General features: G+C 43.0%; 13 protein-coding genes. 7 read left to right on the forward strand and 6 right to left on the reverse strand.

Annotated elements, in window-relative coordinates; genetic code table 11:
- Nucleotides 1–73 precede the first annotated feature (73 nt).
- Both AC0J5Y_RS06105 and AC0J5Y_RS06110 read right to left on the reverse strand, forming a co-directional pair.
- Nucleotides 74–1111, reverse strand: coding sequence for an alpha/beta fold hydrolase (locus AC0J5Y_RS06105; protein WP_475132007.1), 1038 nt, complete (start codon nt 1109–1111; stop codon nt 74–76).
- A 30-nt stretch (nt 1112–1141) separates the two neighbouring features.
- Nucleotides 1142–1306 (reverse strand): rubredoxin, encoded by a 165-nt coding sequence (locus tag AC0J5Y_RS06110; protein WP_413520566.1) that lies wholly within the window; start codon nt 1304–1306, stop codon nt 1142–1144.
- 338 nt (nt 1307–1644) lie between these two features.
- Here AC0J5Y_RS06110 and AC0J5Y_RS06115 point away from each other — a divergent pair, with 338 nt between their 5' ends.
- On the forward strand, nt 1645–2214 hold the full coding sequence (locus AC0J5Y_RS06115; RefSeq protein WP_475132008.1) for an adenine phosphoribosyltransferase: 570 nt from the start codon (nt 1645–1647) through the stop codon (nt 2212–2214).
- Between the two features lie 274 nt (nt 2215–2488).
- Here AC0J5Y_RS06115 and AC0J5Y_RS06120 read toward each other — a convergent pair whose 3' ends face one another.
- The gene (locus tag AC0J5Y_RS06120; protein WP_475132009.1) at nt 2489–2941 is read right to left on the reverse strand and encodes a hypothetical protein; all 453 of its coding nucleotides are present in this window, start codon (nt 2939–2941) and stop codon (nt 2489–2491) included.
- Nucleotides 2942–3126: 185 nt separating this feature from the next.
- Nucleotides 3127–4068, reverse strand: a complete 942-nt coding sequence (locus AC0J5Y_RS06125) for a transaldolase (protein ID WP_475132010.1) — start codon at nt 4066–4068, stop codon at nt 3127–3129.
- A gap of 454 nt (nt 4069–4522) precedes the next feature.
- Here AC0J5Y_RS06125 and pheA point away from each other — a divergent pair, with 454 nt between their 5' ends.
- From pheA to AC0J5Y_RS06155, 6 genes are all read left to right on the forward strand, one after another.
- The gene (gene pheA, locus AC0J5Y_RS06130; RefSeq protein ID WP_475132011.1) at nt 4523–5704 is read left to right on the forward strand and encodes a prephenate dehydratase; all 1182 of its coding nucleotides are present in this window, start codon (nt 4523–4525) and stop codon (nt 5702–5704) included.
- A gap of 140 nt (nt 5705–5844) precedes the next feature.
- Entirely contained in the window at nt 5845–6987 is a 1143-nt protein-coding gene (gene hisC, locus AC0J5Y_RS06135) for a histidinol-phosphate transaminase (protein WP_475132012.1), read from the forward strand.
- Between the two features lie 49 nt (nt 6988–7036).
- Nucleotides 7037–9376: a bifunctional prephenate dehydrogenase/3-phosphoshikimate 1-carboxyvinyltransferase gene (locus AC0J5Y_RS06140; RefSeq protein WP_475132013.1), complete on the forward strand. Its 2340-nt coding sequence runs from the start codon at nt 7037–7039 to the stop codon at nt 9374–9376.
- A gap of 240 nt (nt 9377–9616) precedes the next feature.
- Complete coding sequence (rarD, locus tag AC0J5Y_RS06145) at nt 9617–10576, forward strand: EamA family transporter RarD (protein ID WP_475132014.1); 960 nt, start codon at nt 9617–9619, stop codon at nt 10574–10576.
- A gap of 50 nt (nt 10577–10626) precedes the next feature.
- Entirely contained in the window at nt 10627–11049 is a 423-nt protein-coding gene (gene folB / locus AC0J5Y_RS06150) for a dihydroneopterin aldolase (protein ID WP_475132015.1), read from the forward strand.
- Nucleotides 11039–11569, forward strand: coding sequence for a 2-amino-4-hydroxy-6-hydroxymethyldihydropteridine diphosphokinase (locus AC0J5Y_RS06155; RefSeq protein ID WP_475132016.1), 531 nt, complete (start codon nt 11039–11041; stop codon nt 11567–11569). The genes folB and AC0J5Y_RS06155 overlap by 11 nt, the downstream gene beginning before the upstream one ends.
- Nucleotides 11570–11630: 61 nt before the next feature.
- Here AC0J5Y_RS06155 and cysE read toward each other — a convergent pair whose 3' ends face one another.
- Together cysE and AC0J5Y_RS06165 are read right to left on the reverse strand one after the other, a co-directional pair.
- Complete coding sequence (cysE, locus tag AC0J5Y_RS06160) at nt 11631–12503, reverse strand: serine O-acetyltransferase (RefSeq protein WP_475132109.1); 873 nt, start codon at nt 12501–12503, stop codon at nt 11631–11633.
- 331 nt (nt 12504–12834) lie between these two features.
- Nucleotides 12835–13278, reverse strand: a complete 444-nt coding sequence (locus tag AC0J5Y_RS06165) for a YtoQ family protein (RefSeq protein WP_475132017.1) — start codon at nt 13276–13278, stop codon at nt 12835–12837.
- Between the last annotated feature and the right edge of the window lie 79 nt (nt 13279–13357).

The following is a 13357-nucleotide window of genomic DNA, read 5'->3' on the forward strand; positions in this document are numbered from 1 at the left end:
AGCCTATAACAATTCATGATTGCTATAGGCTCTTTTTTTTAGCCGGAAAATTTCACAAGCTAACTCATTAAAATTACTTTTCTAATAAGTGATTGCTAATTAAATCAACCATATACGGCTGATAGTACTCAGGAATATCGTGCGCCATGCCTTCAATCAAATGAAATTTGGCGTTAGGAATGGTCTTGGCAACCACGCGACCTTGTGAGGCAGGAATTAAGCCATCAGCGCTGCCATGTAATACGATAGTAGGTGCTTTGACTTGTTTGCTAAATCGACTGATAGAACCTGATGCCAAGATAGCATTGAGCTGCTGCACCGTACCGAGGGGATGAAAGTTACGCTGATACCGTATCTTGGCAATATCACGTACCATGCGCACATTCACATGCCCTGGCGTGCCAACAGTCTTCATAAACCAAACACTGTGGCGCACGATATCACGCTCAGAGTGGCTCTCAGGGCGATTAATCAGCGTATATAGCTGTCTAGGCTTTGGTGGTTTTAAAAAGGCACGGTTGGTGGTGGTAAACATCAATGCCATCCGCTGTACTAGGCTTGGATAACGTGCCGCTACAATTTGGGCAATCATGCCACCCATAGAAGCACCTAGCAAATGTGTTTTGCCAAGCTGCAAAGCCTTAATTAAACGCGCCGTATCTTCTGCCATGTCGGTTAAATTGTAGGCAACCTGTGCACCTTTATTAGACAGTCCTGTTTGCAGGCGCATCATCATTTTAAGCTGACTAATACGCGGTAGACCATCGATTTGTACTTTAGAGGACAAACCGATATCACGATTGTCAAAACGAATCACAAAAAAACCGGCATCAATAAGGCGCTTAATAAAATGATTTGGCCAAAATATCATTTGCGAGCCAAGTCCCATAATCATAAGCAGTGGCGGATGATTAGGATTACCACCAGCCTCAACACACAGCTCGATGCCGTCTCCGATATCTATCATAGCTTGATAAAGATGCTCACTGAGGTCCGATGTGCCCCACAGGTGCTCACCGAATCTTTGCCATTCAGGCGTCGGGTAACTCCAGCTGCTATCCGATGAATCAGGCGAATTAGCAGCATTATCAATGTTGTTTTTTTCTGTCATGAACGGTCCTATCTAAAAGGGGTCATTGGCTTAAAATTCTAGCATCTCAAAATCAAGCTTGCCAACGCCGCATTCTGGGCAGGTCCAATCATCAGGGATATCATCCCATTTAGTGCCCGGTGCGATACCTTCTTCAGGGCAGCCCAGTGCTTCGTCATATATCCAGCCGCAGACAATACATTCATAACGTTTCATAAAGAGTCCTATCGATTATTGCCAGTGTTACCATACGTTTTTAAGGTGATATTGGTGGCATATCAAGAATGATTACCGTCAATATATAGACTGCAAAAACGCAGCTAGTTTAGCATATAACCATTGTTTTCATAGTTAAGTTTACACTTGTATATTGAGATTAATAAACGTTTATCAAGTCACTATGCCTGATTTTATTGACTTAATAAGTTGTGTTTTCCCCATTGCCGCGCAATATTAAAGGCAATTATGCTATAATAACCGCCGTTAATTTTCCGATGCATAGAGTATTTGCTATTGCCACATCATTATCTAAGTTATAGACGTTAAGGATTATTATGAGCGCAAACACCGCTGTTACAGCAGTTGATACCGCAATCGAGTCATCAAATACGCTCAATACCGATCATCCATTTTGGAACATCATTCGCACAGTACCAGACTTCCCTAAAGTCGGCATTTATTTTTATGATATTACACCGTTACTACGCAGTCATATTAATGAAGTCATTGATGCACTGCTGGCTGTCCTACCTGAAGGCATAATGGATGAGGTGGATTGTCTCGGTGCTGTTGAAGCGCGTGGATTCGTGTTTGCAAGTTTGCTGGCAGGACATCTGGGTAAAGGTATGATTTTACTGCGTAAACCCGGCAAGTTACCACCGCCTGTTGCCAATAAAGCCTATGCGTTAGAGTACGGTAAAGATACTCTTGAGATGCAAAACAATCTGCCACCAGAGCGCGTGCTATTGGTTGATGATATCTTGGCAACGGGTGGCACACTGACCACTGCTTATGAGCTATGCCAATCAGCGGAGCATACGGTCGTTGGTGCATTAGTATTATTGGATTTGGTGGATTTACATGGCGATTTCCCAGTGCCTGTTTATACGGTATTGAAGGTATAAATGACTGGCAGTTTTACTTATAGTCGGTAAAAATAAAAAGTAATATCGATATATTATGTACTGCTGGTATTAATTTTGCTTGCTGCCAGAGGCTGTAAAAAGGTTATCCCAGCAGCATCGTAGCGTTTTTAGGGTATCTTAACTATAAGCAGAATGCGATAAAAGTCAGTTTTCTATGGCTTTGAGATGATACAACTAAAGCATCATTAAAAAAAGCGCGCTGAACGTATTCAGCGCGCTTTTTTTAATGATGCTTTTGCCTATTTTATTTGTGCTATTTGGCTTGCTCGTAGTTTTTACAAGCTTGCTCGACCAGCATACGACTGACCGTTCTTGGAGCCGTAATTTTAAAATCCTGGGTGGTCAAGAGGGGTTTTTCTGATTGCCAAGAATTTATTACTTTGTCGTCAGCGGCATAATGAACGTATGCCCGTCTGTAATAGCTGTCGTCCTTACAAGATATAAGCCATTGCTGGTCGCTATGATGAATGCCACTTTCTTTACTATCACTGGTTGTGCTTTTAACTGCAGGATAGTTTCTGCGAATAGAGACAGTCATATTTTCGACCCGCTTTTCATCAAGGATATTGATGTCGGAGCGTTCGATAGAATCCAAATCTAAGCTAAAAATGGAACCGGTCTGACTTTCTGTTACTTTTGACCAGTTTACTGCATGAGCACCAATCGCAAGCGTACTGCTTGCTAATATCACTGCTAGCCGTTTCATAATTGAGCCTTGCTTGTAGTCATTTTAGGTCGCTTATAATAGCCAACTTACCATGAGCAGGCAAATCTCTTTTATTACCTGCGGCGTAGACTGATGTAATATCACCACTGTTTTATAGTGATTTAGTGCGTCATTTTTAAGCCAGATAAGCTTGGGTCTATGTTTATATTGCTCAGATATATAGCTTAGCTGCGCATACTCGCTAGCATATGGGCAAGCTCATCACGCGCACCAATAAAGCCGTCAATGCCTTTTGGTAACAGGTCTTGAGTAATGGTATCTTGTTGATAGGCGCTACTGAATTCTTCAGCGCTCAAGCTCACTCGTGTCATATCTGTCATGTCCATCGACATACTTTCTGATAATTGACGTGTAACCTCGATATCCATTGCTGCGAGCTCATCAATGAGGTCAGGTGCAATGGTCAATAAATCACAGCCTGCCAGCGCTAATATTTGCTCAGTTGAGCGAAAGCTTGCGCCCATTACCTGCGTTTTGTAGCCATGCTGCTTGTAGTATTGGTAAATGAGCTTAACCGATTGTACGCCCATGTCATCAGAGACAGATATGTTTTGACGGTTTTGCTGGCGTTTTTGCCAATCCAAAATACGTCCAACAAAAGGGGATATCAAGGTCACACCAGCATCTGCACAAGCGATAGCTTGATGTTGCCCAAAGAGCAAGGTGAGATTGCAGTGTATACCTTGAGTTTCAAGGTAGCGTGCCGCCTCAATACCTTGCCAAGTCGCTGCCATCTTAATCAACACACGCTCTGAGTCGATACCCGCTTTTTGATAGGCTTCCATGAATGCCAATGCTTTATCAATGGTAGCTTGTGTGTCATAGGACAAGCGGGCATCGACTTCGGTTGAGACACGTCCTTCAATCAAAGATAAAATATTACAGCCGATTTGTATGGTTAGCTCATCAATTACCGCATCAATATCATCTCGATGGCGGCTCATGGTTTCTGATAATACCGCTTCATTATCAGGATGGATCAGCGCTTTGGTAATTAGACTTGGATTGGTGGTCGCATCGATAGGTTTTAGACGCTCAATGGCGGCAAGATCGCCTGTATCAGCGACAATGGTGGTCATAGTGCGAAGCTGTTGTAATGCGCTCATCAGATATCCTTGGTATTATTCATTAATGGTGTTATTTTCTTATGGATGGTTGTGGTCTATTATGGATAAAATCCTGTGTCCGTTTAAACTGTAACATAGATTTGGGCACATGTTACCTGATAGTTTTAGCCGGCTAAGCCCGTATAGCGCTTAACTACGCTAAGATTTATAGCGATTTGCCACTTTATGTTCATTTACGAATGGGCACTGTCCGTAGTTTTTGTTATAGTAGAGCCGGTCAGTGATTGAGCTTTACGAATACTACGAATTTTACCAAGAACATAGCGCTGCTTTAAAAAACCAATAATGATAAATTGGCGATATAAGAGCAACAAATAGCAAAGTATTTATGTCCTTTAAAAAAGTATTCATGTCTTTTAACGAAGTGTTTATGGTCATCATTGGCAAGTAGTTATACCTAACAGTCATAAAATATAAAAAAGGATGGGCGGTAATGAGTGAGCAGTCACCGGAACAAAACAATGATAATCTAAACCAAACCATCGCAAGCATTAGTACTACCGCAACGGATAAAGAGTTTTTGAATACATTGCGCGGCAGTATCGATGCGGTAGACTGCGAAATTCAGACACTGATTAACAATCGTGCCAAATTGGCTCAGCAAGTGGCGACCGTGAAAAAGAACCACATGGTCAATGATTCTGCTGCTGAAAATGCCAACCCTATTTTTTATCGTCCAGAGCGTGAGGCGCAAGTGCTAAAAGCGGTCATGGAGCGTAATGAAGGACCTATTGCTGATGAAAAAATGGCACGCTTGTTTCGAGAAATTATGTCGGTATGCCTTGATTTAGAAGCGCCGCAGCGCATTGCATTTTTGGGTCCACTGGGTACTTTCACTCACGCCGCTGCATTAAAGCATTTTGGTAAAGCGGCGGATACTGTACCGCTGAATACTATTACTGATGTGTTTCGTGAAGTCGAAGCGGGCACTGCAATGTACGGCATCGTCCCCGTTGAAAACTCATCTGAAGGCGTAGTCAACCATACGCTAGATGGCTTTTTATCTTCTACATTAAAAATAATCGGTGAAGTCGAGCTGCCGATTCATCAAAACTTTTTGGTCGCTGAACATACCAAACTTGATGGGTTAAGCCGTATTTACTCGCACCAGCAATCATTGGCGCAGTGTCGTCATTGGCTTGATGTGAATTATCCCAATGTCGAGCGTGTTGCGGTATCGAGTAATGGTGAAGCGGCACGTCGCTTGAAGAACGAGTGGCACTCGGCAGCGATTGCGGGTGACGTAGCAGCAGCAGAATATGATTTGCATAAGCTATATTCAAATATCGAAGACAATCCAAGCAATACGACCCGTTTCTTGATTATTGGTCATGAAGCAATTGCACCATCAGGTCAAGATAAAACCTCGATTATGGTGTCAGCGCATGACAAAGCGGGTGCTCTGATCGAAATCCTAAAACCTTTGTCATATCATGGGGTTTCCATGACCAGCATTGAAACGCGCCCTGAGCGTCCTAATAAATGGGCTTACGTCTTCTTTATTGATATGAATGGGCACATTGAAGACCCAAATGTGAGCGCTGCTATCGCTGATATTCGACCATTGGTGAAAGACTTACGTGTCTTAGGCTCGTATCCAAAAGCGGTACTATAAACTTACTGGTTTCTATGAGTCATTATTTTATTGGTATTAGCCGCAAACGTTTATAAATTGCCTTGTCATAAATAGCGGTCACCAGTGACATTAATGGGCTTAGCCAATGATAGGTGCGTTATCACATCTAAGGATTAATCATGCAGTCTGCGCAATCGACAGAGTCAAACTTATTACCGCTCGTACCTGCTTACGAGAGTATTTTGGCGTTGACACCGTATCAAACCGGTAAGCCTATTGAAGAGCTAACGCGAGAGTATGGCGTCTCAGATGTGGTAAAAATTGCCAGTAATGAGAATCCGATCGGCTGCTCGCCGCATGTTACGCTAGCGATTACTGAACAGCTAGGTCAGCTGTCACGTTATCCTGATGGCAATGGTTATTATCTAAAGCAAGCATTGGCTGATTTTAATGATGTCAATGTTGATCAGATTACTTTGGGCAATGGCTCTGATGATTTGCTCGATATCTTGGCGCGTAGTTTTGTAGGTGCAGATGATGCAATCGTTTATAGTCAGTATGCCTTTGTGGTCTATTCGATGCTTGCTAAAATGCAGGGTGCTATGGATGTTGAAGTGCCTGCTCAGCGCTTTGGTCATAACCTAAAAGCCATGAGCCAAGCGGTTCAGGATAACTCTAATACCAAAATCGTCTTTATTGCCAATCCGAACAATCCAACCGGTACGCAGCTTGAACATGCTGAGCTGAGAGAGTTTGTCGCTAGTGTGCCAAGCTCAGTACTGGTGGTGTTAGATGAAGCTTATATTGAATATAGCCCTGAGAGTAATAATCGGGCGTTGTTAGATGAATTTGATAATGTGGTTATTGTTCGCACCTTTTCTAAAGCCTATGGGCTGGCAGGTCTGCGTGTTGGCTATGCGTTAAGCTCGGTAGCTGTGGCAGATTTACTCAATCGCATTCGTCAACCATTTAATGTGAGCCGCATTGGATTGGCGGCAGCGGCAGCGGCACTTGCGGATCAAGACTTTATTGAAAAAACTCGTCTGATGAACAACGAGCAGATGCGCTGGTTAGAAAAACAGTTTGATGCACTGGGACTGGGCTTTATAAAGTCACATGCCAACTTTATTATGGTCGAAATCGAAGTTGAAATGGAAGATACAAACGCTGCTGTTATTTATCAGGCATTGCTTGAGCAAGGCGTTATTGTGCGACAACTAGAGGTTTATGGTTTGCATAATTGGCTGCGTATTAGTGTAGGGGTCGCAGAAGATAATATGCGTCTGATTGATACTTTGCGCTCTATTTTGACCGATGATTAAATCAATAACTAATAAGTACTTTAATAAGCAACCTAATAATTAAAACAATATGCAAAAAATAAATCACGCCGTAAATCTTCAAACAGCAACTAAACTGATCCCATCCTCTACGCAGCCGCTATTCCAGCAAGTGTGTGTGATAGGTTTGGGTTTAATTGGTGCAAGTCTTGCGCAAGCGATTAAAGACAATGGTTTAGCTGAGCGTATCGTTGCAGTCGATAGACATGAGCCAAGTCTAGAGGAAGCTATTCAACACGGTTTACTAGACGCTGGTAGCTCAGTACTTAATGACGTGATATCCGGTAGTGACTTGATAGTGATTGCGGTGCCAGTACAAGCGGTGCAAGCGGTATTTATAGATATCAAAAATGCAATGGATAGTGGTCTACTTGCTACTGATTGTATTGTTACCGATGTATGCAGTACCAAAGTCAATATCATTGAGGCTGCCAAGACTGTGTTCAAAACATTGCCTGTTGGGCTTGTGCCTGCACATCCAATTGCTGGTGCCGAAAATTCAGGGTATCATGCCAGGCGTGCTACCTTGTTTGTCAATCATAGCGTTATTGTCTGTGAGCTTCCAACGACGAGCCATCTGGCAATAACAAAGCTTAGCCAATTATGGGAAGCGGTGGGCGCCACCGTTATGCCGATGGAGGCCGCTCATCATGATTCTATATTGGCACACACCAGTCATTTACCGCATTTGCTCGCTTTTAATTTGGTTGAACAGCTGGCAAGCCATGATGATAATTTAGATATTTTTCGCTATGCCGCAGGTGGTTTTCGTGATTTTACCCGCATTGCTGCCAGCGACCCTAAAATGTGGCATGATATATTTTTTGCCAATCAAAGCGCGATTGTAAGCGCCCTTGATGAATACAGCGTTTATTTAAATGATATTCGTCAGCTTATCATTGATAAAGATTCAACCGCCCTGATGGGACTTTTGGGCCGCGCGCAAGCCGCACGGCGACATTTTGGTCATATGTTAGCCAGCACCCCTTATACGGATACTTCTGCCATGTCAGCTTCTTATAATATCACCCCAAGCAACACCGTCTCTGGCACTATTGCCATTCCTGGAGATAAGTCTATCTCTCACCGTAGTATTATGCTCGGTAGCCTTGCTACTGGCGTAACTAACGTGACTGGATTTTTGGAAGGGGAAGATGCGCTTGCCACTTTGCAAGCGTTTCGCGATATGGGCGTGACCATTGAAGGTCCTGATAATGGCAATTTAGTCATTCATGGCGTTGGTATGAATGGCTTAAAACCAAGCAAAACGCCTTTATATATGGGCAATTCTGGCACCAGTATGCGTCTGCTTTCAGGCATCTTAGCAGCGCAAGCCTTTGATAGTGTATTGACCGGTGACACTAGCCTAAATAAGCGTCCAATGGAGCGCGTGGCGGCACCATTACGTGAGATGGGTGCAGTGATTCAAAGCACTGGTCAAAAAGGGACAGCGCCACTGAGTATTACTGGTCGAGATAGTGCTGGCAAACCTCTACAAGGGGCTGAATACGATATGCCAGTTGCTTCTGCACAGATTAAATCTTGCTTATTGCTGGCTGGACTTTGGGCAGAAGGCACCACGACTGTTACTCAACCTGAAGTTAGTCGCGATCATACCGAGCGTATGCTTTCAGCTTTTGGTTATCCAGTCACTGTCGATGGTAATCGTATCAGTGTTGAAGGCGGCGGCACGCTCACAGGTGGTAATATCGCAGTACCTGCTGATATCTCATCGGCAGCATTTTTTATGGTGGCTGCCGCTATTAGCCAAGGTAGCGTATTGACTTTGAAGCAAGTTGGTATTAATCCTACGCGTACCGGTATTATTGATATTCTTAAGCTGATGCAAGCAGATATCCGCTTAAGTAATGAGACTCATGTTGGCGGTGAGCCAGTAGCGGATATTACCATTCGCAGCTCAAACTTGGTCGGTATTGAAATACCAGAGTATCTAGTACCACTTGCCATTGACGAATTCCCCGTATTATTTATCGCAGCCAGCTGTGCCCAAGGCCGTACCGTTTTGACCGGTGCAAAAGAGCTACGTGTCAAAGAATCAGATCGCATTGCTGTTATGGCAGAAGGCTTGCAGACATTAGGCGTTGACTGTACGGTTACCGAAGATGGTCTAATTATTGAAGGTAAGGGTAAGGCTGATAGTCGTGACGTGAATAATAGCCATGCGGTATTTGGTGGTGGACATATCGTCTCGCATCATGACCATCGTATCGCTATGAGTTTTGCGGTTGCCAGCTTACGTGCATCCAAGCAGATAACTATTGAAGGCGTTGAGACTGTCAATACCAGTTTCCCAGGATTTGCAGAGCTTGCCAACCAAATTGGCATGTCTATTGACGTTGTGAGTGCTTAACGCAGTAACTTTAATTTGAGCCAATGATAATAGCTTAGCAATAAAATGAGCTATTAATTTTTATTGCCATTTTTTATTCTTACTTTCGGCAGCAATGAGTTGATACGTTTTCTAGTATCAACTCATTGCTTTTTTAGCTTTTATTCTATCTGTAGTAACCCTGTGCTCTTGCCACCAAAGTGTCATCAATGATGAGGGTTGGGTGAGGGTGCGCTTTGCTCTAAAAAGTTGTCCTATCTTATGACTACCCAAAATGTCATCAAAAAACCTGCTGCTCCTATTAAAACAACCAGACGTGGTATTGTCACCGCGCTGATAGCTTTCTTTATCTGGGGTGCTTTTCCTTTATACTTTAAGCAATTATCGGACTATAATGCCACCGAAATCATTGGTCACCGCATTGTTTGGACCTTTGCTTGTCTTTTAGTTGTGCTAGTAGTGACCAAGCGCTGGCAGTGGATTGACACGCTAAAGAAAAACCCGAGGTGGATAGCCTATACCTTTGTGTCAGGTATTATCATCGCGATCAACTGGCTCACTTATGTATGGGCGGTCAATAACAACCAGATTTTAGAGGCCAGTTTGGGGTACTTTATTGGACCCCTGGTTGGCGTAGGGTTGTCGATGGTGCTGTTTAAAGAGCGCCTACGTACTTTGCAATGGGTGGCGATTGGCTTTGCATTGTTATCAGTCGTTATTCAAGTTGTCATGCTAGGCAGCCTGCCGTGGGTATCGTTAATATTGGCGTTTAGCTTTAGTACTTACGGCACCATTCAGCGCCAAACCCCTCTGACAGCAGTCGACGCAATGTTTGTTGAGACAGCAATGCTATTGCCTATTTTTATCGCATGGTTCTGGCAGTCTGATGTGGCGAGCAGTAATGTCAGCTTTTGGTTTACGCCTTCTATTTGGTTGCTTATGTTGGCAGGACCTATTACTTTGATGCCGCTATTGATGTTTAACAAATCCACCAAGCTGGTCGCTTATAGTATCCTTAGTTTTATGAATTATCTGACGCCGACCTTTATTTTCTTCTTGGCTGTATTCTATTACAATGAGCCTTTTGATTTGCATCGTTTGGCAGTCTTTGGTTTAATTTGGCTAGGTCTGCTATTATTCAGTATCGACTTATGGTGTCATCGTCCAAGTAAGCAGCTAAAAGCAGCACGCTTACGTGAAGAAGCATTATCTTCTAAATAAATAATCAAACTAAAATAGACAATAAAGATACCGTAAACAAGGATGCTTGTATGTTTCATACCCAGTCTGATGTTGTGTTCGTCAAAGGCTTAAAAGTAGAGGCAGTGATTGGTGTGTATGAATGGGAACGCGCCATTACACAGCCGTTATTGATTGATATCGCGTTTGAAACCGATATCAGCCGCGCCGCGGTGTCAGATGATGTAAACGATGCGCTAAATTATAAAGAAGTCTGTGATGATGTCAGTGAGTGGTGTCAGGTGATTAAAGCAAAACTGCTTGAACATCTGGCTGGACAAATCGCTGATAAACTGCTCGAAAAATATAGCTGCCATAAAATAACCTTAAGCGTTGCTAAGCCTACCGCTATTGAACAAGCGGATGCAGTTGGTGTACAAATCACTCGCTATGCCAAAGTCGCATCTAGCGTATCTACCAATCAAGCTGATAACAGCTCATCTGATGATGCATAAAGCGTTGGCTGATTTGTTTGAGTCACTGACAAGCTGTGAGCCTGAAGCGTTGCAGGTGCAGCCTGTAACGGCTATGATACTGGCACTAGGCAGCAATCATGATGCGGACACTCACTTGCCGCGTATCCGAGAGTGTTTGGCAAATCTTGGTACAATAATGCTGTCGACAGCCTTTCAAAATCCTGACTTCACTGCCACCATAGATTTGCCAAAACCTGATTACACTAACCAGTGTGTTTATTTGTCTTTAGCGAAGCCCGTAACCTTGCAGCAGCTACAACAAACATTTAAACAGTTTGAATGCGACTGCAAGAGACAGCGTTTAACAGAATCACCACCAGCTATAAAAGCAGTAACAATGGATATTGATATACTGCTTATTAAAGCGACTCCAGAAAATAGCCTAAGTAAAAATAAAATTTCTCAATACTCTGAGTGGATAATAATGGCAAATCGCTATCCATTTAAAGCGCATGAGAGAGCAGGGATAAAAGAGTTGGTAGCAGAGATAGGTAGCTGACAGTTGTAAAATAAAAGATCTAAGCTGAGCTTAATACTAAACCCAGCCCAAGGATAAAAAGTTATTGCGATTCAGCACCTATCTCATTCACGTCACTTTTGCCAATCACGTCCAAATCTTCTAAGCACAATTTGTCATATTCTTTTTTGCAAAAGTCAGGATCGATTTTGCACATAGCAGTTTGTAATTGATCTAAGCGATTTTCTGATTGTTGAATATGTTCAAGCATTTTAGCAAAGGCTTCAGCAACAGGGTCTTGTGACATGGGATCAATACCATAAGCTTGAAAAGTGGTTTCACGCGCTGTATGATTCTTTGGTTCTTTATCTGAAGAGTTCTCTGTAAAAGTAGCTTGCGCCACTTTTTCTTGTTGTTTGGTATTATTAACTTTGGTCGTAATAGGATTGCCTTTTTCATCATGATGATCTGATATCATGCGAGCTGCACTACCAATCATGGTTGCGCCTGCTGGCACTGCTTTGACCACGACGGCATTTGAGCCAATTTTAGCGCCTTTACCGACAGTGAACGGCCCCAATACTTTGGCACCGGCACCAACGATGACACCATCTTCCAAAGTAGGATGGCGTTTGCCATTATTCCAAGAGACACCGCCAAGCGTGACGCCATGATAAAGGGTCACATCATTACCAATCTCTGCTGTCTCGCCAATAACAATCCCCATGCCGTGATCAATAAAAAATCGACGACCAATCTTAGCAGCAGGATGAATCTCAATACCTGTGATGATACGCGAGCCATAAGAAATCACTCTAGCCGCAAGTTTGTGCTCATTTTGCCAGAGACAATGCGCGCCGCGATGCAAGATAAGCGCGTGAATGCCAGGATAGGTCAAGATAACCTCTAGGCTGTTACGCGCGGCAGGGTCGCGGTTAAATACTGCATCAATGTCTTCTTTTAAGTCTCTTTTGATGCGGGTAAGCGATTTGAATAAGCCGGTTGGCAATGACATAAATCATCCTATCGTATTTTTGATTACAATCTATTTAGTTATAGCAGTTTTGCAGTACAAAATATAGCAATGCGCTATAAATAAAAAATCGCCTTTAGATATAGTCGATTCTAAATAAAGTAGATACTTCATGTTTTGACGCGGCACTGGTATAAATTTTTCTGGCGTGCTGTGCCTACGCAGACAGAGGCTGCAAAAAATTCATTCCAGTCCCGCTGTATCGTTTTTATACTGAGCTTAGTATAAAAAGCTAATTATGGGCGCTTTATCTAAAGGCGATCACTATTATGCTTTAGCTATCACTGACAACATATTTTAGCAGCTCAACAACTTGCTCTGGTGTTTGCGCCCATGCCATTGCCGCGGCATCCACTTCTTTTAGCGGATGGATAATATCTTCAGCATGCAGGGTAATATACGGCTTACCTAATGCAGCACAGTAGCCGGCATCAAAGGCGGCGTTCCACTGCTTATATTTATCCCCAAAACGAATGATAGCAATGTCGCATTTCTGGATCATGTTTTTGGTGCGAATGGCATTCACCTTTGATGATTTATGATCCCGCCAGAATCCATCGTTATCCTTACCAAGTACATCACCTGCCGCATCGCTGGCTTCATGCTCAGTGACTGCTGAGATAAAGGTAATGTCTAAACCCTGTTCTGACGCGCCTTGCATAATTTTTTGTCGCCAGTCAGTGTGTATTTCTCCAGATAAGTAAACAGTCCAATTCATCGTAAGTCCCTTTTTATTGTTAAATGATATAACTACCTATACTAATAATAATGCCAATAGTGACAAGAAAACTCACTTA

Source organism: Psychrobacter sp. TS_SC_6 (assembly GCF_056156305.1).